At 56.6% G+C, this 24325-nt stretch carries 14 protein-coding genes; 10 read left to right on the forward strand and 4 right to left on the reverse strand.

What is annotated here, in order from left to right; translation table 11 throughout:
* The first annotated feature begins 27 nt into the window (after positions 1-27).
* The 3 genes from R8377_RS00315 (at position 28) to R8377_RS00325 (ending at position 5752) form a co-directional block, all read left to right on the forward strand.
* Positions 28-2418, forward strand: coding sequence for a S9 family peptidase (locus R8377_RS00315; protein ID WP_317642983.1), 2391 nt, complete (start codon positions 28-30; stop codon positions 2416-2418).
* A 160-nt stretch (positions 2419-2578) separates the two neighbouring features.
* Positions 2579-4204, forward strand: a complete 1626-nt coding sequence (locus tag R8377_RS00320; RefSeq protein ID WP_317642984.1) for an alpha-N-arabinofuranosidase — start codon at positions 2579-2581, stop codon at positions 4202-4204.
* Between the two features lie 231 nt (positions 4205-4435).
* The gene (locus R8377_RS00325) at positions 4436-5752 is read left to right on the forward strand and encodes a chloride channel protein (protein ID WP_317642986.1); all 1317 of its coding nucleotides are present in this window, start codon (positions 4436-4438) and stop codon (positions 5750-5752) included.
* 185 nt (positions 5753-5937) lie between these two features.
* Here R8377_RS00325 and R8377_RS00330 read toward each other — a convergent pair whose 3' ends face one another.
* Complete coding sequence (locus R8377_RS00330) at positions 5938-10674, reverse strand: RCC1 domain-containing protein (RefSeq protein ID WP_317642987.1); 4737 nt, start codon at positions 10672-10674, stop codon at positions 5938-5940.
* A 242-nt stretch (positions 10675-10916) separates the two neighbouring features.
* On the opposite strand from R8377_RS00330, the gene R8377_RS00335 reads away from it, so the two are divergent.
* Positions 10917-12125 (forward strand): alpha/beta fold hydrolase, encoded by a 1209-nt coding sequence (locus R8377_RS00335; RefSeq protein WP_317642988.1) that lies wholly within the window; start codon positions 10917-10919, stop codon positions 12123-12125.
* 243 nt (positions 12126-12368) lie between these two features.
* A complete protein-coding gene (locus R8377_RS00340) occupies positions 12369-13895 on the forward strand; it encodes an ATP-binding protein (RefSeq protein ID WP_317642989.1) in 1527 nt (508 codons plus the stop codon).
* A gap of 205 nt (positions 13896-14100) precedes the next feature.
* On the opposite strand, the gene R8377_RS00345 is transcribed toward R8377_RS00340, so the two are convergent.
* The 3 genes from R8377_RS00345 to R8377_RS00355 form a co-directional block, all read right to left on the reverse strand.
* Positions 14101-14697, reverse strand: coding sequence for an NAD(P)H-dependent oxidoreductase (locus R8377_RS00345; protein WP_317642990.1), 597 nt, complete (start codon positions 14695-14697; stop codon positions 14101-14103).
* A gap of 86 nt (positions 14698-14783) precedes the next feature.
* Positions 14784-15458 carry a MerR family transcriptional regulator gene (locus R8377_RS00350; RefSeq protein ID WP_317642991.1) on the reverse strand — a complete coding sequence of 225 codons (675 nt, stop codon included), beginning with the start codon at positions 15456-15458 and terminating at the stop codon, positions 14784-14786.
* Between the two features lie 164 nt (positions 15459-15622).
* The gene (locus R8377_RS00355; RefSeq protein WP_317642992.1) at positions 15623-18505 is read right to left on the reverse strand and encodes a heavy metal translocating P-type ATPase; all 2883 of its coding nucleotides are present in this window, start codon (positions 18503-18505) and stop codon (positions 15623-15625) included.
* 107 nt (positions 18506-18612) lie between these two features.
* Here R8377_RS00355 and R8377_RS00360 point away from each other — a divergent pair, with 107 nt between their 5' ends.
* The 5 genes from R8377_RS00360 to R8377_RS00380 all read left to right on the forward strand — a co-directional run bounded on the left by R8377_RS00360 (position 18613) and on the right by R8377_RS00380 (position 24209).
* On the forward strand, positions 18613-18894 hold the full coding sequence (locus R8377_RS00360) for a metal-sensitive transcriptional regulator (protein WP_317642993.1): 282 nt from the start codon (positions 18613-18615) through the stop codon (positions 18892-18894).
* Between the two features lie 207 nt (positions 18895-19101).
* Entirely contained in the window at positions 19102-20565 is a 1464-nt protein-coding gene (locus R8377_RS00365) for a class C sortase (RefSeq protein ID WP_317642994.1), read from the forward strand.
* Positions 20558-21727 (forward strand): class C sortase, encoded by a 1170-nt coding sequence (locus tag R8377_RS00370; protein WP_317642995.1) that lies wholly within the window; start codon positions 20558-20560, stop codon positions 21725-21727. Before R8377_RS00365 ends, R8377_RS00370 begins: the two co-directional genes overlap by 8 nt.
* 127 nt (positions 21728-21854) lie before the next feature.
* On the forward strand, positions 21855-23021 hold the full coding sequence (locus R8377_RS00375) for a hypothetical protein (protein ID WP_317642996.1): 1167 nt from the start codon (positions 21855-21857) through the stop codon (positions 23019-23021).
* A 156-nt stretch (positions 23022-23177) separates the two neighbouring features.
* Positions 23178-24209, forward strand: a complete 1032-nt coding sequence (locus R8377_RS00380) for a sugar kinase (protein ID WP_317642997.1) — start codon at positions 23178-23180, stop codon at positions 24207-24209.
* The last annotated feature ends 116 nt before the right edge of the window (positions 24210-24325 follow it).

The raw sequence follows: 24325 nt of genomic DNA on the forward strand, positions 1-24325 counted from the left end.
AAAATGCAGCGGAAAGTGCAGGAGAGCATGGCGGAACAGGTTGAAGAGCAGGCGGCGCTGACCCAGGCCGAAGAGCAGACGCAGCAGCAGGCCCAGCTACACATCGCTGACTACCCCCAGGCCAAGGCGCGCACCTTGCGCTTTACCCTCGGCAGCCCGCGCTCGATTCGGGCGGTGGGAGACGGTAAGCGTGCCTTCTTCTTGCGCTCCGGCGGCCCTGAAGACTTTGAAACCAGTCTGTGGATGAGCACTTTTGATCCCAGCGGCGAGCATAAGGAAGTGTTGCTGGCAGACCCGCGCCAACTCTTGGGTGAGGGTGCAGACGAGGCAGTTCCGGCCGAGGAGAAAGCCCGTCGTGAACGCTCGCGTGAGGGTGGTCAGGGAATTGTGGCCTACAGCACCGATAGGGCGGGCCACCGGGTGGTCTTTGCCTTGGGCGGTCAGCTGTGGCTGGTGCAGGTGGATTCCGACGGCTTGGGCGGCAGCGTGCGTGCTCTGGGTGGCCAAGATGCGCAAATGCTTGATAAAGTCCACAATATTGTGAACCCCACGCTTTCGCCCGACGGCACTCGCGTGGCTTACACTACCGGCCGCGAACTAGTAGTTGTGACCATTGGCGTTGATGGCGAGCCCGATACGATGCGTTTGGCTCTCGCGCTGCCCCAAGGCGAAAGCGACGATGTGAAGCTGGGCCTAGCTGAGTTCGTGGCCGGCGAAGAGATGGACCGCTATGAGGGCTTCTGGTGGTCGCCCCAATCCGATGCCCTGCTGGTCGAGGCCTTCGACGCTAGCGCCGAGCCTGTCTGGTACCTGAGTGACCCAGCCAATCCCAGCCAGCCCGCCGCCGCCCGCCGTTATCCGCAGGCCTTAACCGCCAACGCAAAAGTCGGCCTCTTCCTCGTCAAGCTCAAAACGGACGGGAGCGCTGCCGGACTCTCGCAGGTGGAGTGGGCCCATGAAAGCTTTGAATACTTGGCAGTGGCCCGTTGGCAGGCAGGGCACGGACCGCTGATTTTGGTGCAGAACCGCCGGCAGACCGACGACCAAATTTTGGCCGTAGATGTGGAGCACCCTACCCGCTCCGATGAATCCCCCGAAGCCAGTGACCCGGGCGTGCTCGACTTTGCCAACCGTAGCCAGCTGCCCGTTCTTGCCACAGAAGTGCTCAGCGCCCACTCCAACCCCCAATGGCTGGACCTCGTGCCCGGCCTGCCTGCCTACACGCCCGACGGCCGCTTGGCAGAAGCGCTCGTAGACCTCAATACGGATACCACCCGCTTAGGGCTCGACGGGCAGATGATTTCGCCGGCCGGCTGCCAGCTGCGCGAAGTCTTAGATTTGGGGGAAGGCGACGCGCTCGCAGTGGTCTCTTCCGACCCGCGTTCCTTCGATTTGATGCGCTTTGGCTACGACGGCAGCCTCAAAGTTTTGAACTCGCGGCCTGGCATGTGGACCGCTTCGCGCGCTGGGCGGGGGATTGTGGTTTCCGGGCAGACTATGCAGGAGCCGGGTGTGTGCGCTTGGCATACCCTGCTGGCCTCCGGTGCCCAGCTCGATGCCCTGGCTTGTAGTGGTAAATCGCAGCCCAAGGCCGGCGTCGAGGTCTGCTCCCACCTGCACAGTCAGGCCGCGCAGCCCGGTTTCACACCGAATGTGGACTTTGTGCGCTTGGGTGAGGACCAGCTCTTTGCCGCAGTTGTGCGCCCCTCGGTCGGCAGCCCCTGGGAGGGCGAGGACCACTTGCCTGTCTTGCTTAAGCCCTACGGTGGACCCGGTTTCCAGCAGGTAGTGTTCAGTCAGTCTTACTACTGGGATGCGCAGTGGTGGGCGGACCAAGGCTTCATTGTGCTCACCGCAGATGGCCACGGCACTACTGGTCGCGGCCCCACTTGGGATAGGGCAATTTTTGAGAAGATGGCTCAGGTGACTTTGGACGACCAAGTGGCGGCGGTGCAAGCCCTGCCAGATTTGGTGCCCCAGGCCGATTTGAGCCGGGTAGCGATGATTGGCTGGTCTTACGGCGGCTTCCTCTCTGCGCTCTCGGTCTTGCGCGCGCCTGAGGTGGTGCATGCAGCCTGCGCTGGTGCCCCTCCGACCGATTGGACCCTTTACGATACTCATTACACCGAGCGCTATTTGGGATTGGATTCGGCAGTCTACCGCCGCAATTCCATAATCGACGATGCGCCCAAACTCCGCCGCCCACTCATGCTGATTCACGGCTTTGCGGACGACAACGTTTCGGTGGCCAACACGCTGCGCCTCTCCCAAGCGCTGATGGCTGCGGGCCGCCCTCATACGGTGCTGCCTCTCACGGGCATTACGCACATGACCAACGACCCAGTTGTGGCCGAGCATTTGCTGGTTTTGCAGCGCGACTTCCTCTATGAGGCGCTAGGAGTGCAATCGCGAGACTAGGAGCTTTCGGGCTTTCGAAGATGAGAGCGCGAACGGCTGAATCGGGCTCCCGGCTAAGCTGAGTCGGGAGCCACGCGGTAATCGTTGTAAAGCCAATATGGAACTAAGATATACACGGTAGTATGCGACTAGTTCAATCATGCAAAGGAGCAATGAATATATGGTAAGCAAGCAAGCGGGAGTGGGCGAAAGCCGGGCAGATTCGGCAGCACAGGCGGTAGCCCCGGATCAGGCAGAGCAGGCAGCGCTCTCCTTCGCAGGTGTGGAACCCAAAGCGCAAGTACCCGCGCGCATTTTTGGCTCATTCGTAGAGCACCTAGGCCGCTGTGTGTATGGCGGCATTTATGAGCCTGGCCATCCCAGCGCTGATGAAGACGGATTCCGACAAGATGTACTGGACTTAGTCAAGGAATTGGGCGTAACCTGCGTGCGCTACCCGGGCGGCAATTTCGTTTCCGGCTACCGCTGGGAAGACGGCACGGGGCCACGCGAACTGCGCCCGGTGCGCCGCGACTTGGCCTGGCATGCCACCGAAAGCAACCAAATGGGCATCGACGACTTTTACCGCTGGTCGCGCAAGGCTGGCACCGAAATCATGCTCGCAGTCAACATGGGTACCCGCGGTTTGGCTGAAGCGCTCGATGAACTTGAATATGTGAATGGTGCTCCGGGCACGGCTCTAGCGGACCGACGCGTGCGTAATGGCATTCCCGAGCCCATGGGCATCTCCATGTGGTGCATCGGCAACGAAATGGACGGCCCCTGGCAAGTTGGCCACATGAACCAGGAGGAATATGCGGCGGCAGTAGAGCGCGCGGCCCACGCCATGAAGCTAGTAGAGCCGGGCTTGGAACTCGTGGCTTGCGGTTCCTCTTCCGCCCACATGCCCACCTTCGGCTCCTGGGAGCGTACAGTGCTCACTCAGGCCTACGAACACGTGGACTTCGTCTCCTGCCATGCCTACTACTATGAGCGCGGAGCTGCCAGTTTGCAAGACTTTTTGGCCTCGTCCGAAGATATGGAAGCCTTCATCGCTACCGTGGTGGCTGCGGCCGACGATGCGCGCGCGGTCAACAAGGGTAGCAAAGACATCGCCCTCTCCTTCGACGAGTGGGGCGTGTGGAATCAAGAGGTATGGAATGGTGAGGAAAATGAGCGGCAGCAGGCGAAGGGCCTCCATACCGAGCCTTGGCCGCAGGCGCCCCACCAGTTGGAAGACATTTACACGGTGGCCGACGCGGTGGTAGAGGGCTCGCTGATGATTACGCTCTTGAGTCATGCTGACCGGGTGCGCTCCGCCTCGCGTGCCCAGCTGGTCAATGTGATTGCGCCGATTATGGCCGAGGAGGGCGGCCCAGCTTGGAAGCAGACCATCTTCTATCCCTTCGCCGAGGCAGCTCAGCGGGTTAAGGGTTCGATTGTAGTGCCGCGCGTGAGCAGTCCCAAGCTGGAGACGAGCAGCTACGGGCGGGTGGATGCCTTGAAAGCAGTGGCTTCTTGGGATCAGGAGTCCGGCAGCGGGGTCTTGCTTATGGTGAATCGCGATGTGGAATCTGCTCACCAGGTGCGTGTGGATGTAGGCGCGCTTGCGGGCGGAGCTGGTGACGCGGCGGTGCGGGTCAGTGGGGCCAAGGTGCTCTACGATGCTGATATTCACGCCACGAATTCGGCTCAGGAGCCCTACCGTGTGAAGCCCGTGGAGCTGCCGGTGCAGGTGGAAGCCGATGGCCAGCTAGCTTTCGAGCTGCCTGCCGTGTCTTGGGCTGCTATCGAGTTGAGTCGGTAGTTTCGCTGCTGCTAGAACGCTTGCGCGGGTGGGTCTGATATTGCTCGGGCCCGCCCGTTTTTCTAGGTGTAACTCTGCGCTCGGTGGTAATCGTTATAAAGCTTCTAGGCGTTGTTTGCACGCCCTCCCGCCTGCGTTTTGGCTGCTCTCTTAGCTAGATTGGTAGCTGTGAGTAGCACTATAGAACATGCAGAGTCAGTCGTTTCGCCAGAACCCGCCCCAGGGCGCACTATGCGGCGCGGGTGGGGTCTCGCCTGCTCCACCCTTGTGTTGGGCGGGCTTACGGGCGTTTCCTCAGGGCTGCTCTCGCGCTTTTTGGACGTAATCGAGCAGGTCTTTCTTGGCTTTGTAGAGAGCCCATCCCTGGCCGGCCCCTTCTTGGCACCCGCTTGGCGGCGCTTGGCCTCGGTTGTAGTCGGCGGCGTTATCGCAGCTGTGATTTGGTACCTGCTGCGCAACAAAACTGCCAAAGTGCCTTCGGTGGGCAAGGCCGTTAAGGGCGCTTGGATGCCGGTTTGGCAGACTGTAGTCCACGTTGTGACGCAGATTTTCTTAGTGGCGACTGGTGCTTCCATCGGTCGAGAGGTGGCTCCCCGTGAGGTCGGCGCTCTGCTCGGGGGCGTATGGTTCCGGGTTGGGCGCAAGCTGGGGCTCACCGAGGCCGACCGCCCGCTTTTGGTGGCCGCAGCGGCCGGAGCTGGCTTCGCAGGCATCTATATTTCGCCCCTGACCGGCGCCCTCTTTGGCGTCGAAGTGCTCTTGGGATCAGTTGACTTAGCAACGATTGCCGTGTGCTTGGGTATGTCGTCAATCTCAGCCCTAGTGGGCGGCTCCATTCGCGGTTTTGATGCTTACTATATGGTTGGTTCGCAAGATTTTTCGCACTGGACTATGCTGTTTGCGCTCGTGGCCGGCCCGCTAGCTGGGCTGCTGGGCGCCGGTTTCAAGCGTTTAACCTCTTGGGCTGAATCCCATCAAACAACTGGTCGCGCCATCCTTTGGCAGCTGCCGGCCGTTGCTGCTCTCACCGGCGTGGTGGCCATGGTTTTGCCCGAGATTATGGGCAACGGCCGTGCTCTCGCTCAGACCGCCATGAACGTTACATCCTCAAGCGTGCTGAGTTTTTCCGGGTCTTCCGGCCGCTCCATGTGGACTCTAGTTCTGCTGTTTGCAACGATGGCAGTGTGGAAGATTATTGCCACCGTTTTCACTATCCGCGCGGGTGCTTCCGGCGGCACCCTAACTCCGTCAATAGCAATCGGTGCTGCTCTGGGAGTAATTATTGCCCTGCTGAGCACCCTCGTTGTGCCCGGCATCCACTTCTGGCAGGCCGCCGTCATCGGTGCAGCCGCCACGCTCGCCGCCTCCCAGCAAGCCCCGCTCATGGCCCTCATGATGGTCTTCGAGGTCTGCCACCTGCAAGCCCCGGCCCTCATGCCGCTGACTCTGGCCGTAGCGCTTGCCACCGCCGTTTCCCGAGCAGTGTTGAGCGCTGCGAACCGCCAGAGCGCGGCAAAGCGCCAGAGTGCCGATGAAGTAAAGCAATAAAACAGCTGAGCAGATAGATATCTGGGCAGCTAGCCGAAGCAGAAGATGCTGTGAAAGAGCGAACAGCAATACAGTTTGAGGTGCTGTCTGTGCGAAAACTACCAGCGCAGACAGCACCTCAAACCTAAACAAACCGCTAACTTGTGGCTACTCACACCTTGCTCAAGCCGCGGACTCGGCCGTTCTTATCGCATCACGTGCCGTCCAGCGCCCTGCCGTTTGCGCATGATGATGTAGCAGCCTGCCAGGCAGCTGCTTGAAGCAATCAGCGTGAGCCCAGCCCTGCGCTTAGCCGGTAGCGCCCCGGCTTTAGCAAGTTTGGCGAAGGTGTAGTACTCGTAACCTTTGGTTATGGTGTAGGTTTGTTCTTCGCCTGCCTTGCTCCAGTGTATTTCTACATCGACTTTGCCGTCGGCGTGCGCTGCGCTGTCTGCTTTCCAGCTGCTGCTGCCGGTGGAGCTAAACCCAGTCACAGCCGTGCCCCCTAGGTCGAAGCCTGTCACGTTGTTAGTGAGTTTGGTTACGGGTGAGGGCTCATTTTTGTTATAGAAAGTGCCGTCGCCGAGTCGACCATCAGCGCTACTGCCCCAGGCATACATGTCACCAGCAGTATTCACAGCTAGGGAGTGGTCGTAGCCGGCAGAAATAGTGGTGAACGTGTTATTGCCTACGCCACTGAGCGGTGTAGGTGAAAGCTGGTCAACGGAATTACCGGTACCCAGCTGCCCGTACCAGTCGTTACCCCAAGCGTACGCACTGCCGGTAGTAGTTAGTGCGAGTGTATGACTCTCTCCCGTGGCTACGCTCGCCGCTTTCGCACTGCCGGGCAGTGTAATTTTAGTGGGTTTTCTACGTGGCGTGGTGTCACCAGTTCCGAGTTGCCCCTTCACGTTAGAACCCCAAGTGTAGACGTTGTTATCATCGCCGATAGCAGCAGCATAGTCGTGCTGCGCTGCAATCTGTGTGAAGGAAACACCCGGCGGCAGGCTAACGGGCCTGGGATCAGCATGTTCTGTTATGTCCCCGTCCCCCAGCCGTCCATTGTTGTTATAACCCCAGGAATACAACTGGCCGTCACTACTTAAAGCAAGACTAAAATACTCACCAGCTGCGATATGCACAAACGTCTTCCCAGCAGGCAGGCTCACTGGGATAGCTGTGTAATAAGTATTAACATTAGTATTGTTCGCAACCTCGCCGTAATAATTTACTCCCGTCGCGTACACTTTCCCATCCTGGCTCAAGACAAGACTGTGTCTGATACCAGCAGCAACCTCAACAGCTTTCACCCCCGCCGGCAGTATATACTCTTCAGGCTTGGTATTATCACGATTACCGCCGTTAGAAAGCAGTCCGTACCTGTTGGAACCCCACGCATACGCCTTCCCATCACTACCAACAGCCATGGTATAATCCGATTTGGGGCTCGCGGCAATACTAGTAAACGTAACCCCAACTGGAGTGTGCACGCGCACTGGAGCGCGACGAGTAACGGTAGACTCATCACCCAACTGGTTCGAACTATTATTACCCCACGCATAAATAAGCCCATTAGAACCTAAAGCCACACTATAGTCAGAACCAGCACACACCTGCGTGAACTTGAAACCAGGCTGGCCCGGGCCGGTTAGTGTTAAATGCGTGCCGCCAGTAACACGACCCGCTTGCGGAGTGAGTTTGAACTCAGACACATCCCAACGAGCAGTCAAATTCGCACTTGCGCGCACGGGCGTGGTGAAGTCGAAGGGTTGACCGCCGGTAAACCAGCCAGCGAATTCGTATCCAGCTCTTGTGGGTGGAGTGGGCCATGTGGCGTGTTTGCCCTCCCCTTCTTCGAAAGTCTGGTCCGCGGGGGCGTTACCGGGAGCGCCGCCTAAATTGAAGCGGATAACGTAGATGGTTCCTCTTTCGTATGTGTAGCTGAGTGTTTGAGCTGGCTGAGTTTCACCTGCCAGATTCCACTCTATGTTGACTGGCACTGTGCCGGGAGAGTGGGCTGGGGTTGTGCCCGACCAAGTGCCAACGCCGCTCATGTTTCCGGTCGCGTTTGCTTGATCAAACTTTGCGGCAGTGATGGTAATGAGCAATCCACTGCCCGGAGTGGGGTTCTGGTGTTGGGTAGTGCTGCCGTCGCCGAGCTGTCCGTTGCTGTTGAGGCCCCAAGCATAGGCTTCACCTGTCGTGCTGGTTGCTAAGCCGTGCGAGTTTCCGGCCTCAATAGTGGAGAAGGTGACGCTATTCGGCGCGGCGCTGGCGATTGGTGAATTGCTGCCGTTGGTGCTGCCAATGCCGAGTTGGCCGTTAGTGTTCGCTCCCCAAGCGTAGATGGTGTGCGCGTTGGTGAGCGCGAGCATGTGGCTTGAGCCGGCGCTAATGCTTTTGGCCTTCATGTTGCCGGGTAAGCTGATTGCTATAGGTGTGCTCGTGTTGGTATTGGTGCCGTTGCCGAGTTGCCCGGCGCTGTTGTTGCCCCAAGTGTAGATTTGCCCAGATTCGTCGAGGGCAGCGGAGTAATTGTCTCCTCCCACTACTTGGGTGATGTCGCGGGTGGAAAGCCCGGTCACGTTTTGCGGGGTGAGCTGGTTTGTGCCAGCAATTCCTAGCTGTCCGTTGTCGTTGGCTCCCCAAGCGTAGACTTCGTTATCGTCGGTTATAGCGAGGCTGTGTTCTTTGCCTGCTGCGATTTGCGTAAAGCCTAAACTATCGCTGTAGTAGGTCTTGACCGGGTTTGCTCGGGTAATCAGGGATTGATCGCCAAGCTGGCCCTTACTGTTCATGCCTGCTGCGTAGATGGTTCCGTCTTTCATGAGCGCGAGGCTGTGCTGGCTGCCTGCTGCGACTTTTGCGGGGTTTGCTCCCTGCGGTGTGGCGAATACTACTGGCGTTGAGCAGTCGTTGTATGCTCCGTTGCCGAGTTGGCCTTTGTCGTTGGCTCCCCAAGCGTAGACTTTGTTGTCACGTCCGATAGCGAGGGCGTGTTTGTCTCCTACTGCAATAGAGCTGAATGTGGTGCCCGCGGGTAGGTGGACTACGGTTGGGGTGGAGTGGTCCGAGTTGCTGCCGTCTCCCAGCTGGCCTCTATCGTTGGCTCCCCATGCGTATACGAGTCCGTTCGAACCTAGGCCGATAGTGAAGTTACTGCCGGCCGCTATTTGAACGAAGCGTATTTTGCTTTGGTTTGGGTTGGCGGTGATAGTGACCGCAGTATTTCCTTTGCGCGATCCTGTTGTGGGGTTGAGCGAGAAGGCTACGCTATCCCACCGGGCTGTGAGGTTGAGATTTTGCGTGATAGGGGAGTCGAAGTTCCAGGGAGTTCCATTATCGGTAAACCAGCCGGCAAAATTGTGTCCGGGCCAAGCTGGCGTAGGTGATGGCCATACGACTTGACTGCCTTCGTTTAGAGACTGGTTTGCAGGCTTACTAATCGGTGCCCCACCTGTATCGAACTGCACGGTGAACCGGTCGAGGAAGCGATAATTGAGCTTAGCTGCCTGCTGAGTTACGCCATTGAGCGTCCACTGAACGATTACCTCAACTTTGCCGGGCCGGTGGAGAGGCGTTTTACCATTCCATAGCCCGATAACATCATTGCTAGATACCTTAGTGCCAGCCATTCCATCAAAAGTAACGCTAGTGACCGCGATATTGCCGCCGACGCGGGCAAGCTTGATTTCTCTGAAAGAAGATGTTCCTGTGCCTAATTGCCCGTATTGGTTGTTGCCCCAAGCGTAAGTATTGCCATACTTATCTACTCCCAATGAGTAGCCGAAATTACTCGTACCAGTCATGCTTGTACTGCCGTTTCCGGTGCTTGCACTAACTTGAACGATGTCTACACCGTTTGTATCTACCATTGTTGGCTTGTAACTAGAGCTTGTGTTGCCGGTGCCTAATTGCCCGTAAGTGTTAGTGCCCCAAGCATAGACTTTCTTATCCCAGCCTATGGCTAGAGAATGGTTGTTACCGGCGCTGATGCTGGTAAACACGTAACCGCCTGGAGCGGGTGTTACTTTTCTTGGTGTTCGATAGGTGCCACTTGAAGTGCCTATACCTAGTTGGCCCCAAGAGTTGTCTCCCCAAGCGTAAGTGTTGCTATCACTTCCTATGGCTAGAGAGTGGCTGTTGCCTGCGCTAACGCTCGTAAATCTGACTCCACTTGGAATGCCGGTAACTCGAGTGGGAACATTTTTATTGCCGGCACTGGTTCCGAGCTGGCCGGTCGCGTTGTAACCCCATGCGTAGGTGTTGCCGTCACTGCCGACCGCAATTGTGTGATCCCAGCCTGTGCTGAAATTGACGAAAGAAACATTGGCTGGGGCCAACACCCGAACTAGGTTATAGTTTGCATCGATATTAGTGCCAGCTCCAAGCTCACCTTCAAGATTGTGGCCCCAACCATAGGTGCTGCCATTGCTGCAAGTGGCGAAGGAGTGCCAGCCCCCGGCCATAACGTCGGTAAATCTTGTATATGCTGGCGGGCTGACTTTTACTGGGCGATTGCTGGAGCGTAAAGATGAGGTGCCGAGTTGGCCACGGCTGTTAATGCCCCAAGCGTACGCATTGCCATCGTCTCCTAACGCTACTGAATGCTCCCAGCCTGCGCTGATTTTTGTAAACCGCACGCCAGCAGGAGTCTGTACCATTACTGGCTTGGTGCTGCTGATGTTGGTGCCGTTGCCGAGTTGCCCGACTGCGTTTGAACCCCACGCATACGCGTTGCCATCGGAGCCGAGTGCTAGTGCATGGTTGCTAAGTGCGCTAACCACGGTAAATCTCACGCCTGCGATGGCGTGTGGGGGATTGATGGTTACTGGGTTATTTGAGTTTGCGGGCCCCGACTTTGGGGTGATGCTAAAACCTTGAGATTGGTTGGGCGGGTCGGCGCTGGTGGGCTTAACTAAATGGAGTGCCCCCCCCCCCAAGGATTAATAGAATCATCGCTATAACGATGGTGTTAAACGAACGCGCCTTGTGCATAATGCCCTCCGGGCGGGCTTGTAGTGCGCGAACAGCGCTAAGCCTGCCTCAAATTAAGTAAAGTTTCTAGAGCTTCGGCACACCGCTGGTTCCCCAACCGCAGATATGCCGACCCCTCATATTGTTAATGCTGCTAGTCTATCATCGCTATATTCCCCCCAAATAACACCGTTGTTTGCTAGTAGGTATGTTCGAAAGAATGACCATAAGCACGGTCAATAAGGATTATGGCCGATTCTTGGATTGCGATATCTGCTCGGGGGAATTGGGTAAGCTGGGGAGTATGGAGTTTGAGCTGATTGACGAGGGGCGCTACGAGCAGACCATGCGCCAGACGGTTATGCCTGCCTTGGAGCACTGCAAGCGTGAGGGGTGGATGCGCTCGCATAGTCCGGAAGCAGCCGAGACGAAGTCTTCGCAGTCGAACTCAGCCTCAGCTGCCGTACAAGCCGATTTTGCCGATGCTACCGGGCCCGACCGCCTTCACTATGTCTGCTACGAGGCTGAGCGCTTCGATGAGCTGAAACTGCCCGGTTCTCAGGGTCGCCACCGGGGCGTTATCGTTATTTCGCACGGCTTTACCGAGTTTGCTGGCAAATACAACGAAATGGCTTGGTATTTTCTGCTTTCCGGCTACACGGTTTGCATCTTGGAGCATTGGGGCCACGGGCTTTCAGGGCGCGGATTGCATGACCCCAACTTGGTGTGGGTAGATTCATACGAGCGCTATGTTGAAGATTTGGCGGCTTTCTGCGAGGAAATGGCGGCGGTCTATGGCGGCGATCAGCCCATCTGCCTGTTTGCGCACTCGATGGGCGGTGGGATCGCGGCTTCGCTGCTGGAGCGCCACCCCATGCTGATTGACCGCGCAGTGCTCTCTTCTCCAATGATTGCGCCCAAAACTGGCCTGCCCCTTGGGGTGGCGCAACTGGTGATGGAAGCGGCCTGTGCGGCCGGGAAGGGGCAAAGCAAGGTGCCTGGTCACCATCCCTTCAGCCCCGAATTTGACGAGAGCGCCGTTGGCAACGCTAGCCCGGCCCGCCTGCGTTGGATTCACCAGCAGCGCGCCTCTAGCTCCGATTTCCAGACTTCTGCCGCGACTTACGGCTGGGTGCGCGAGGCCATTGCGCTCTCTCGGCAAGTACTCAAGCCGGCCTTGTGTGAGCACGTGGAGGCGTCAACGCTGGTATTCCAAGCCAGCCCCGATTCATTCGTGCTTCCCAAGCCTCAAAACCGCTTCGTTAACCAAGTGCGCAACGGCGGCAGCAGCATCTCGCTCGTCCGCATTCCCCGAGCCGGCCATGAGCTCTACACCATGCCCAACCCCATCCTCAAGCCCTATCTAGAATCCACCCTAAAGTTCCTAGCCGACCCTTACGCTCCCATTGCTAATTAACGCAGCAAGATTCACGCTGTCACACTGTCACGCTGTCACGCTGTCACACCAAAAGTGATAATTAGTGACAATCAGCCTACTAATTTGCACTGCGAAGTGATAATTAGAGGCTTTTTTGCAATAAAGAGTGATAATTCGGGTGTTACAATTGCTAATTAGTAGTCTGAGATTGATACATTGATAGAGGCCTGTACACCTGTTAATAGGTTTGGAATAACCTGAGAGTGGAAAGCGAGTACTGAAATGAGCGTTGAAGAAACGGTAGGTACCAACTCTCTTGAAGACTTAGTACGCCAGATTCAGCGGAAGCAGTGCGAAGATCAAACTGTTGAAGTCAAAGCTGCCGGTCAAGGCACCCCGAAAGTGTACGATTCTCTTTCGTCGTTTTCGAATCAAAACGAGGGCGGTTTTATAGTTTTTGGATTAGACGAGCGATTGGCTTTTGCTGTTACTGGAGTATTTGATGCACAGAAATTGCAAAAAGCGATAACGGATCAGGGTAAAGAGATGTGCCCTGAGGTGAGGCCGAAGTTTAGTAGCAGTAAGGTTGAAGGAAAGACGGTAGTCTGCGCGTATGTCGAAGGCCGGCCTATGAGCGAAAGGCCTGTTTATCGTGAAACAATGGGGGTGATGCGCGGGTCGTATACGCGCGTTGGTGATGCGGATACGCACATGACTCCCACAGAGCTTTATGAAATCGAATCGTTCAAAGATGGGCGCCGAGACGACGTAGCAGTAGATCCCCAAGCAGAAGTTGGGATGTTGGCTGCTAATAGGATAGCCGATTTTCTTCAACGGGCCCAGGATGACAGACCTCTGCTGGCTCGCCGGGCCGAAAATGAGATTTTGAATCTGACTGGGGTCACCCGTCAGGGGCGACCAACTTTGGCGGGGCTTATGGCTTTGGGCGACTATCCTCAGCAGGTCTACCCGAATCTTTGCATCACTGCTGTGGCTGTGGCTGGCACCTCGCTCTCGTCTGGAGAAGAAGGGGAGCGTTTTCTCGATAGCAAGCGTTTTGAGGGCAGTGTTGAACGTATGGTTGAGGACGCTATGGCTTTTGTGCGCCGAAATTCTCGGACAAAAACGCTCATACAAGACGGCGTGCGGACCGATGTGCCGGAATATCCTGAAACCGCGGTCAGAGAGATACTTACGAACGCGCTCATGCACCGAGACTACGGGCCGTATTGTAATGGAACACCGGTGCGATTGGTTCTCTTTGCAGACCGGCTGGAATGTTGGAATCCCGGAGGAGTGTACGGCGGTCAGAGCGTGAACGATTTGGGTTTTGCGAACAGCCAGACCCGCAATCCAACTTTGGTTAGCTTGCTGGAGATTCAACGCGTGGCAGAAAATCGTCACTCGGGTATTCCTGTGATTCGTGAGGAAGCTGAAGCAAGGGGCTATCGGCCCGTTGAATTTGTAGACCGTCAAGCTTCGTTCACTGTGCGCTTCTACCATACGCCTGCACAATCGCCGGTATCGATAGATGCCGCGCGCGAGCCTTTGCCTATTGAAAACAGCGGTCAACCAGCGGGCGTGCCGGTTCTTGACTTGCCTGAGAGACAGTCGAAATATGCGATCATTCTAGATGCATGTCGTACGCCGCAGACGCTTGAAGATATTGCTGCGCTGCTCGGGATAGGAAAATATTACGCCAGCCGGCGCTATGTTAAGCCAATGGTGAGAGATGGTCTGCTGACTGCTGCCAAAGGTTCTTACTCGGATAAAAAGCGACGTTTTGTGGCTACTGTGGCGCAAGACTAGGGTCTATTACATTCGGTGTCTTGTTGCAGAAAGTCGTATTTGCTGCAACTGGGTGATGCTGGTCTGATGGTGAGGGAAGTTTGAAACTTCCCGTTTGCTTTTCTTCTTAAGATGCGGGGGAATTCGCTGGTATTCGCTGGATTTTTATAGTAATAAGCGGAAAGCAAGAGTCGCTAAGCAGGGAGCTTGCTTTCCGCTTGCGGGGTTAGATGGTGTAGTGGGCTTCGGCGCGCTGGGTTAGGTAGGCTTTGCGGCGGTCTGGGGTGGCGCTGGTGACGCGGCCGAAGTGGATCCACTTGGAACGCTTGATTCCGAGCTGCTTGAGGGTTGAGTTCATGAAGAGGCCTTGAATGCCGTTGCCTGCCATGAAGCGTAGGTAGAAGCGGGGTGCGGAAGCCGTGGTGATTACGTAGGCCTTGCGAATGTTGTCTAGGTGGCCATGCATGCCGAATTTGCTTTCGGTGTAGGCCTTATCTTCGCCAGATTTCATGGTTTTGTCGATGAATCCCTTGAGCATGGCTGGAATCTCGTTCCACCAGACCGGCGTAATGAAAATGACCATATCGCAGCCCTTGAGCAGGCCCAAATACTTGCTGACGAGCGGATCGTTGGTCTCGCCCTTGCTGAAGAGGGAGAGCTCTTTTTGGTCGTAGGCTGGTTGGAATCCGTCAGCATGCAGGTCGATGAGGTCGTAAGGCACACCGTCGCGTGCGAGCGAGCTTTTGACTGCTTCCAAAATGGCGTGGTTAAAGCTGCCGGACCAAGGGTGGCAGTAAACGATGAGTGCTCGCGTTGCTTGCATGGTAGTCTCCTCATACATAATGGATAGTAAAACTATCCTTGTTAGTAATTAGTATAGCAGCCTAGGCTTGAGCGTTCGTGCTCCGCTTATTCGCTTTTGTAGTTGGGGAGTCCGTGCGCAATCAACTCCCGGTGGGCTAAGCGGCGCAGGCCTAGGATAATCGGCTCCAGCATTACCGTTCCCAAGATAGAAATGTCGATGGCGTTGTCGCGGTCGTCGGTGGGGATGTGCTCGAAATCAATGCTGGCCAGGGTGCGCGCAGCTGCCGAGTATTTAGCTAGCATTTGCTGATCTACCGCCAAGCCCGCCTCCCGGGCCGCCAGAATCGCCCGCTCCAAATGGCGCACGTATTCCAAGTCTGGTACATCGTCAAAACCGCAGTCTTTCAGCTCCTCAGTGATTGCCGCCAACTGCTTGCGGTCGCTGGCTTCGGCCCGCTTACATCTCAGCCTGCACCTACTGTCCTCAGCTTGTTCACTCGCCGTTGCTGAAGGCAGTGCCACTGTGGCCTGCTCGATAGCGCCCTCTAGGCTTAGGTCAGCCTGATCAATGCTGCTCAGCACTTGCTCGGTTTGCGCAATACTCAGCCCCACCACGTGCACCAAGTTAGTGATGAGCCTCAAACGTTTAAGATGCGCCGGGCTATATTCGCTCACCCGTGCGCTCACCTTCTCGCCCGCAGGCAAGAGCCCCAACCGCAGATAATACTTAATGGAGGCAGCAGAAACCCCGCTCTCGCGCGAAAGTTCGGCCAGTTTCATGCGCCCTCCTCAAAGTTCCGTACTTTTGACATTCTACGGCGTGGATAACCAATAATCCTCGCTTGGCCGATTTTAACTGCTGATAATTGGCATCGGAGATTGTCTCGGCTTGAGATATGGCGAAGCCGCGCGGGCTGGTGCGGGCGCGGCTTCTCAGGCGGTGTTTACTTGTTGAGGACTGCTTCGGGGTTGGAGTCGAAGGTTTCGGCGCAGCCTGGGTTGCAGAAGTAGTAGGTTTTGCCTTGGTATTCGCGGGTGGCGGCGGCCGTGTTGGGGTCGATGCTCATGTTGCAGACTGGGTCAATGACCTTTGCAATCTCGGTATTTGCTTCCATGGTTGAGTTTCCTTTCGGTTGATTGCTGTTGCTTACAGGTTGAGTGGCGCTCGCGGCTGTGGCCGGTGCCTGAGCTGAGGCCTGCGCTGCTGCCGGTGTTGGGCTTGGAATTAGGGCCTTTACCTCTTCCGAGTTTAGCGGCTTTGGGTGCTTAACCGGTTGGGCTTGCAGCTGGCTCACTCGCAGGCGGTTGGCGTTGAGCACCACTGAGAGTGAGGAGAAAGCCATCGCAGCCCCGGCAATCATCGGGTTCAAGAGGAGTCCGATGAAGGGGTAGAGAATTCCGGCGGCGATAGGGATGCCCAAACCGTTGTATCCAAAGGCAAACCAGAGGTTCTGACGAATATTGCGCATGGCGGCGGCAGAGAGGTCGATGGCGGTCACTGCGCCCAGCAAATCACCGGAAACAAGCGTCAGGTCTGCCGATTCGATGGCCACGTCGGTGCCAGTGCCGATAGCGAAACCTACATCTGCTTGGGCCAGCGCAGGAGCATCGTTAATGCCGTCTCCAACCATCGCAACCGTGCGCCCTTGCATTTGCAGGGCTTTCACTATCTGTGCCTTATTTTCCGGGCGTACTTGAGCGACCACTTGCTCCACTCCCACTTGCGTACCGACGGCTTCTGCCGTACCTTCATTGTCGCCTGTGAGCATGAGAGTAGCGATACCGCGTTTCTTTAGGGATTGGATGGCCTTCGCTGAGCTGGGTTTGACTTGGTCTGCGATAGCCAGTACTCCGGCTAAGCGCCCGTCTGCCGCCACATACACGGTAGTTCTGCCCTGCGCGGCCCAGTTTTCGGCACTGCTTACAGCGGGTTCGTGGGAATCGAGTTCAATGCCCCGCCCTGCTAACAAGGCTCGGTTGCCTACTAATACTGCGGTTTGCGTGCCATCGTGCTCGTGTGTTTGGTTCGCATTTTCGCCAGTACTCGTAAATAGATGCGCTTCCACACCAGCCCCGGTGATCGATGAAAAACCGCTGACCTGAGTCAAAGCTAGCCCTTGAGTATGCGCAGCGCTTACGATAGCCCGGGCCAGGGGATGCTCCGAATCGCCCTCGGCAGCGGCGGCCCAAGCCAAGACCTGCTTGGAAGTAAAGCCGGGAGCGGCGAGTACATCTGCCAATTCAGGCTTGCCTACAGTAATAGTGCCGGTCTTGTCGAGCACAATGGTGTCAATTGATGACGCCTTTTGCAGAGCGTCGGCTGAACTGTAGAGCACCCCTAAGCGCGCGCCCCGCCCGGTGCCGATGGTGACCGAAAGTGGTGTGGCCAAACCAAGTGCGCAAGGGCAGGCAATCACCAATACGGAAACCGCTGCCACAATACCATTTACGCCCTTGGGTGCCGGCCCTAGGAGCCACCAAACTACGAAGGTCCAAATAGCAATCAGCATAACTGCGGGCACAAAAACGGACGCGATCTTATCGGCCAGCTTTTGGATGGGTGCCTTGGAGGACTGGGCGCTCTTGACCAGGCGAATAATCTGCGCCAAAACGGTGTCTTGCCCCACTTGCGTGGCCGTATATCGCAAGGATCCGGTGCCGTTTATGGTGGCCCCAACCACCGTGCTGCCAGCCTCTTTGAGCACGGGCATGGCCTCGCCGGTCACCATAGATTCGTCGACCGAAGAAGAGCCAGAAATGACAGTTCCATCTACCGGAAGCTGCTCGCCAGGGTGAACCAAGACGGTGTCGCCGACCGCCACAGCTTCTACTGGCACTTCTTCCACGCGCTCAGGCTCGCTGCCTCCACCCCGTACTACGGAAGCGGTCTTGGGTTGGAGCCCAATGAGTGAGCGAATCGCATCGCCAGTACCGCGCCGGGCCCGAGCCTCGAAAATCTGCCCCAGCAGCATCAAAGTAATAATCGTGCCCACAGCTTCATAGTAAGGATTGCGGGCCGAAATAGGCAGCAGACCGGGCGCTACCGTTACGACGAGCGAATAGAGGAAAGCGGTTGCGGTACCCAGGGTTACGAGCGAGTTCATCTCCGGCGCGCGGTGTATGAGCGCCAGCCAGCCCACGCGGTGAATGGGCCAGCCCGAGTAGAACATCACCGGCAGTGTCAAAACTAGCTGCGTCCAAGGGCTCATGAGCCAAGCGGGCATGTGGATAAACATGCCAAACATTGCAGCGGTAAAGACCGGCAGCGTAAAGACTAAGGCCACGATAAAGCGACGGGTCAAGGATCGAATCTCCTTGTCTCGCTCATTCTCTTCGCTCTCGGCATCATCGGCAGAAAGCGTTAGTGGGGCTGGATTCTCAATACGGGCTTGGCTATTGTAGGGGCTCGTGACCTCGTGTGACTCGACAGCTGGATTTTCGCTTGCGCCCTGGCCTTGTGCTGGCAGTGCTCGCAGCATCCCGTGGAGCATATTCATGCCGCAGGCGAAGGGGTAATCGCCAGGCTTTGGCAGGGTTAGGTCGAGCGTGGTTGCGGCGAAAGCTGGCAGCATGCGGTCGATGCCTAGGTCGGAAAATACTACGTGCGAGGAGCATTCTCCGTCTTCCTGGCGGTCAAATATTAAGCGAACTGGCCGCCCGGCTTCCACCTCCACTAGCTGTGGAGAGTAGCCACCTTTCACGCTGATATGGGCGGTCTGCACGCCGTTTTCGTTGCTGGCTTGAGCTGCCTGTTGGGGCGTAAAAAAGTACCAAGCAATGGCTGCTGTGACTGCAATCGCGAGGATGACGACTACTGCGTTGGCCATGATATGCCCCCTTCTGAAGGAATCTGCATACTCAATATACCCCCGGGGGGTATACTTGGCAAGAGCGATTCTCAGTAAGATGTATGCAAGAGCAGTCGGGAGGCTTTATGACAGGGTATGTGGAAGACAAAAAGCGCGTCATTACACGTCTGCGCCGGATTGAAGGGCAGGTGCGTGCAATTGAGAAAATGGTGGAGAATGATACCTATTGTATAGACGTGCTCACGCAGATTGCAGCTTCGTCAAGCGCTCTCAAATCGGTGGCTCTCAACATCTTGGATGACCACATGAACCATTGCGTGCGCCAAGCTGCTGCCAAGGGCGGAGATGAAGCCGACGAAAAAATGCAGGAAGCCTCTGAAGCCATTGCCCGCCTAGTACGCTCATAAAGCTGTCCGTTCTGGCAGACGAAGTGAGGGGCACTCACCATATTGGCAGCATTTCGAGCGCCCAAGGTGAGAATTGAGCGTAAGTTACGCTACGCGCGTGGTGTACTAACAGGAAACTATGCTTAACTGTGCTGTAGAGCGCTCGGGGCGCGGTTATTCCAAGGAAATGTGAGTGCTACAAGGCAGATATCAACGTAAGGTGGTGCAATGGCTAGACATGCTTCTGACGGCGTAAGTGAGCCCAAGCATGCCCTCAACGAGCCCAAGGCATCCAGCCCCAGCCATCAAGCGCAGCCTCAGAACCCGCAAACCCCGGGTCAGTCTAAGCCCAGCAAACCCAAGCATTCCGCGCCTGCAGCGCAAGACGAGAACAATAAAGTTGGTAAGAAACACGCTGCTAGTGGCCGGAAAAAGAAGGGCATAACTCGCGATTCAGCCGAGCGCAAGCATAAAAAGACTTCTGCAAGGTCGCGCAAAAACGCTGGTAAAACCTACGATGTAACTGGCGCAGCCAGTGCAGTTGCCCCAGCCAGTCAGCCCATCCAAAGCAGCCCTATTTCGGAACCGACCGCTTTCCCGTCAGCTTACTCCTCGCCCGCAGGCAGTGAGCCAACAGCAACTGGTGCATCAACACCCGCCGTCACGCCTGCGGTATCGAGCGCGCCCACAGTGGCAGCACATCAGGAAGCGCATGCGGCAGTAAGGCAAACTGCTCAAGCTAAGAACAAAACGAAGCGCAAGGCAGGCAGCCATCGCGGCGGGCCGGCTACGAAAATGGATTGGTCCGTGCTCATTGCGGTCATCCTAGTGTGTATGTTTACCTTAGGCTATGTGCTCTTTAGCGGTAGCCTGGTGGCCCAAAATCACAATAGTCACGAATCTGTGCGTTCTGCCAACGATTACGATGAAGCTGTGAGCAAACTGAGCGAAAGCACGGTCAAAAAAACCCTAGCCGATATTACCGAATATGACGAGCACATGCGTTCAGGCGGGGCTCTCGACCCCTTCGCCAGTGAGCCCGCGGACGCTAAGGCCAGCGAATCGGTCAAAACAACTGATTACACCGAAATTTTGAAGCGCGTGAGCCCAGACATGGTGGGTTACTTGAGCGTGCCCAAGGCCGACTTCTCGGGGCCAATCTACTACGGAGACGTCAACGCTTCGCTCACACGAGGCGTGGGCTACCTGCCCAACACGGCACTGCCTTCGCAGGTCAAAGGCACCCGCTCGGTACTGTTCGGCCACACGGGCCTTGATAATTTGCACGTTTTTGACGACTTGGATAAGGTACATAAAGGCGACGAATTTTCAGTACGTATGCTTAATACCACGTATAATTACAAGGTATTCGGCATAGAGGTGGTTAGGCCCGATCAGGTCGATGTTCTGCGCCCGCAGAAAGACAAAACCATCGTGACCTTGCTGACTTGCACGCCCAAGGGGGTCAATGACCATCGTCTCTTGGTGTCGGGCGAGCTGGTTTCGGTTACTACTGATAAACCTGAACTTCAGCAGACTCGTTCGCCGTCTATGTTGGCGGTAACTATTATTCCGCTAGCTGCGTGTGTGGTGGGGGCCGCTTACGTGTGGTTGCGAAAGCAGCAAGTTAGCAGCACTGCTCGGACGCGCGCGCGCCGGGGCAAGACCAGGGCCAAGGAGCGCCATGAGTAAGAGTCCTAGCAAGGTCGGCTCCCGCTTCAAAATTGGCGGTAAGTCGGCTAAGCTTGAGCAAGCAACCCCCAAGTCCTCGGGGAAGCCATCGCGGGCAAAGGGCAACAAGCCCGGGCATGCCGGCCGCTCTGTGAAGTGGCGCACGCTTGTAGACGTACTCATCTTCCTCATTGGCTTAGGCATCTTCCTCTACCCGCTCACGGCGGCTTATCTCAACTATCAGGCAGCTTCCAAGGCGATTGACACATACGATTCCATTGTGTCGAATCTGACCGAGGCGCAAAAAGCGGCCATGTGGCAAGACGCAAAAAAGTACGACGTTGAGCTCGGTAAGCCAACCCTTCGAGACCCCTTCAAATACCACAAAATTAAGTCCCCTGTGGAGCGATACAACAAGACCTTAGACGTAGACGGCAAAGGCATGATGGCCTACGTTGAAATCCCCAAGATTTCTGTGAAGCAGCCGGTCTACCACGGCACCAACGACGACACGCTTTTGAAGGGCACTGGCCACATTGCCACAACGCATATTCCGACAGACAATCCCACCCTGCACGGTGTGATTACGGGTCATACGGGCGCTGTGGGCCACATCTTCTTCGACAATCTGACCCAGATGAAAAAGGGTGATATTTTTCAGATTCGTGTGCTTGATCACCGCATGAGTTACGAGATTGATCAGATTAAGACCATCATGCCCAACGACGTGCGCAACCTGCAGCCGGTCGAGGGCCGTAATTATGTGACTTTGCTTACATGTACTCCTTACGGTATCAATTCTCACCGTTTGATTGTGCGCGGGCATTTTATCGGCGAAGATATTCCGGCAACGCAGCCGCCCGGTGCGCCTAAGTGGGTGCTCTGGATTTTTCTTCTGGCTCTGCTTATCGATGCCATGCTCATGCATGTGGTGACGCTGAAGCGGCGTAAGTGCCGAATCGCCATAGCGCAAATCCGCCGTTCTTACGGTCTAGATCCTGGCCGTGGCGACTGGCCGCTGCCCACCCAGGGCCCAGGTTCTGGCCGTGCAACTGCTTACGTAGACCCGGCGACCGGAGCTCCGCCAGGAGATGCCGGAGGCGGTGACGCTAAGGGCTCGGCACCCCTAGCGGCTCTAGCTAGGTCTGGCTTGGATTCAGACGATGCACATCCGAATTCGTAAGCCTTAGGCGACTGGCAGCAGGGAACTTACTGGGTTCTCTGCTGCCAGTCAGCTATAGTAGGGTGGTAACAGCCTGAGCGGGCAAATGCGCCCGCGACGAATACGAGGGGTTTCAAGGGGTGTAGGCATGGTTTCGGATAGTTCGTTTGGAGAACCAACTAGCGCAGGCGTCCAGCAGGACGCTCAAGATTTTGGGAAGGCTGCTGCCGCTGCTGCTGCCGCTTTTGCGAAGAGCGATTCAAGTGTTTATAGTGCGGCTCGCTTAGGGGTCGGTCCTGCGGTCGGAGCTTTGAGCAATGCTGCCTTGCAGGTGCCCCAACTCGTCTTGCACGACGACGGTGTGCGCACTCCCGCAGCGGTAACTACGCCGGCATTTTCTTCTCCCATTGCCCCGAGTTCTCCGATGGCTCCGAGCCTTACTCCGAGTTTTACTTCGAGCTCCACTCCGAGCACTCTGCCCAGTGAAGGAGTATCCGGAGCTTACAACGATAGAATGTCTGCTTCTTGGGAAACGACCGGCTCAGCCCAGTCTTCGATGGCCCAGCCCAGTCCGGTTTCGCCCTACGCCGCACCGCAGCAAGATTCAGCCGCTTTTACATCGACACCGCAGTTCCCAACCCAGTTTCCTGCCCAAGTTCAACAGCCTGCCCCTGTTGCGCAGCCGGCTTCCTACCAACAATTCCAGGCTCAGCCTCAATTCCAGGCTCAGCCCGATGCAATGGGGCAGCAATCTCAGCAGCCTCAGCAATCTCAGCAGCCTCAGCAGCCTCAGGCCCAGCCGCAATCTCAATTCGCACCCGGCTACCAAGCCTATATGCCCACCAATGAAGCGCAGCCAATCGCTTCCAATCAACCGGTGCCAGTAGAGCAGCCGGTGTCAAATGCCCAGTCTTATCCAGTTTCTTCCCCGGAGGCCCAAACTTCTATGTCGTCAACTCCTCTGCACTCTGCTTCGCGCCATTCTTCACCAGCGGCAGGTGCAGATCCGGCAGCCGGTCAGCAAGACCCTTCTCAACCAATGGCTGGAGGTCATCGTCGCGGTGATGCTCGCGTCCCTAAGGCCCGCCACACGCCGGCCTGGAGCAGGAAGAACCCCAACGACATGAAAGCCCTGCGAGCTCGCGAGCGTCGCTTAACCATACTCTGGTGGTTCCTCGCCGTTTTGGCTGTCTTCTTTGCCTGGGCCTCTTTTGGTCTCATGATGCGCATCGGCTTCCTGCCCACCTTCGATTTGGGCTATTCTTGGTTCGATTCCCACATCGCTTTCTTCTTCGGTATCAACGCCGCTGGCTAGCCGCATCGATATAGCTCCCTAGCCCAGCTCTAAACCACGCAGACCCCTTCTCTCGCTTGCGCTGCAACAAAGTGCAAGTTTTGTGCCTCAACGAGCAATAGTTCGTAGTCTGAACTTATATAGTCTCGCTCAATGCTCGAGAGGAGGGGTCTACGCATGCCTGCGCACTATAACGGCGATGAAGCCACAGACGAAGATGTCGCTAAAGGAATTTCCGAGGTCCAAGGCCAAGATTTTGCGCCGCAAGAGTTTCAGGGGTGCCCCCGGCAAGGCTCTGTGCTACTCGTGGGGGAGCCGATGGCACTCTTCACGGCCGAGTGCACCGGCAGCTTGCAAGATGTCAACGAATTCTCCGCATCCATAGCCGGCGCTGAGCTCAACGTGGTTGTAGGACTGACTCGGTTAGGCCACCAAGCACAATATGTGGCGCATGTGGGCCAAGACCCATTCGGTATCAAGATTCACCACTTCTTGCAGCAGCACGGTATAGACGATTCCGCTCTCACCGTGGACCCTCATCACTCAACCGGCTTCATGCTCAAGTCGAAAGTGACCAAGGGAGACCCAGCCACTGCCTACTGGCGCTCAGGTTCCGCAGCCTCGGCAATCAACCCGCAAGATGTGGAAGGCCTAGACTTATCGGGCACCGCGATTGTGCATATTACGGGCATTCTGCCAGCGCTTTCAGCTTCGGCCGCAGCAGCCACGCAAGCGCTTATGGCACATGCCCGCCGCGAGCACGTTTTCCTCTCCTTCGACCCCAATTTGCGCCCAGCCCTGTGGGAGAACGCAGAAACCATGCGTTCCACGCTCAGAGATTTGAGCTCCCAGGCAGATTTGGTGCTGCCAGGCATTGGCGAAGGGGAGGAGCTCTTCTCCGTGTCGAGCGTCGAAGAGATTGGCAAGGCCTTTATCGACAACGGTGCCCGATACGTGGTGGTAAAAGACGGTCCGCGCGGCGCTTATGCTACCGACGGCAAGCGCTCAGTATATGTGCCCGCTTTCGTAGTTTCCACCATCGTCGACACCGTGGGCGCGGGCGATGGCTTTGCTGCCGGACTGCTGTCTGCCTTGCTGGAGAGCGCTTCGTTCGCAGGGGCCATGGATCGTGCATGCGCAGTAGGGGCTATGCAAACGCAAGTAGTTTCCGACAACGAAGGCCTGCCAACGCCAAACCTAGCGAAGTAACCGACATCATCAACGCTCTACTCTAAAATAGGGCACAAATCTTAGGGCTTCGGCCCTTCATATCAACACAAGGCCTGCTGGTTCTCCACCCTAGAGGGCCTTCGTGCTACCGAACT

It is taken from the genome of Bombiscardovia apis (genome assembly GCF_033095945.1).
In the GTDB taxonomy this organism is placed as follows: domain Bacteria; phylum Actinomycetota; class Actinomycetes; order Actinomycetales; family Bifidobacteriaceae; genus Bombiscardovia; species Bombiscardovia apis.

What these genes read in the sequence shown, in the direction of transcription:
- R8377_RS00315 (WP_317642983.1), top strand. Translation starts at nt 28, where the DNA reads ATGGCGGAACAGGTTGAAGAGCAGGCGGCGCTGACCCAGGCCGAAGAG.
- R8377_RS00320 (WP_317642984.1), top strand. Translation starts at nt 2,579, where the DNA reads ATGGTAAGCAAGCAAGCGGGAGTGGGCGAAAGCCGGGCAGATTCGGCA.
- R8377_RS00325 (WP_317642986.1), top strand. Translation starts at nt 4,436, where the DNA reads ATGCGGCGCGGGTGGGGTCTCGCCTGCTCCACCCTTGTGTTGGGCGGG.
- R8377_RS00335 (WP_317642988.1), top strand. Translation starts at nt 10,917, where the DNA reads ATGTTCGAAAGAATGACCATAAGCACGGTCAATAAGGATTATGGCCGA.
- R8377_RS00340 (WP_317642989.1), top strand. Translation starts at nt 12,369, where the DNA reads ATGAGCGTTGAAGAAACGGTAGGTACCAACTCTCTTGAAGACTTAGTA.
- R8377_RS00345 (WP_317642990.1), bottom strand. Translation starts at nt 14,697, where the DNA reads ATGCAAGCAACGCGAGCACTCATCGTTTACTGCCACCCTTGGTCCGGC.
- R8377_RS00350 (WP_317642991.1), bottom strand. Translation starts at nt 15,458, where the DNA reads ATGAAACTGGCCGAACTTTCGCGCGAGAGCGGGGTTTCTGCTGCCTCC.
- R8377_RS00355 (WP_317642992.1), bottom strand. Translation starts at nt 18,505, where the DNA reads ATGGCCAACGCAGTAGTCGTCATCCTCGCGATTGCAGTCACAGCAGCC.
- R8377_RS00360 (WP_317642993.1), top strand. Translation starts at nt 18,613, where the DNA reads ATGACAGGGTATGTGGAAGACAAAAAGCGCGTCATTACACGTCTGCGC.
- R8377_RS00365 (WP_317642994.1), top strand. Translation starts at nt 19,102, where the DNA reads ATGGCTAGACATGCTTCTGACGGCGTAAGTGAGCCCAAGCATGCCCTC.
- R8377_RS00370 (WP_317642995.1), top strand. Translation starts at nt 20,558, where the DNA reads ATGAGTAAGAGTCCTAGCAAGGTCGGCTCCCGCTTCAAAATTGGCGGT.
- R8377_RS00375 (WP_317642996.1), top strand. Translation starts at nt 21,855, where the DNA reads ATGGTTTCGGATAGTTCGTTTGGAGAACCAACTAGCGCAGGCGTCCAG.
- R8377_RS00380 (WP_317642997.1), top strand. Translation starts at nt 23,178, where the DNA reads ATGCCTGCGCACTATAACGGCGATGAAGCCACAGACGAAGATGTCGCT.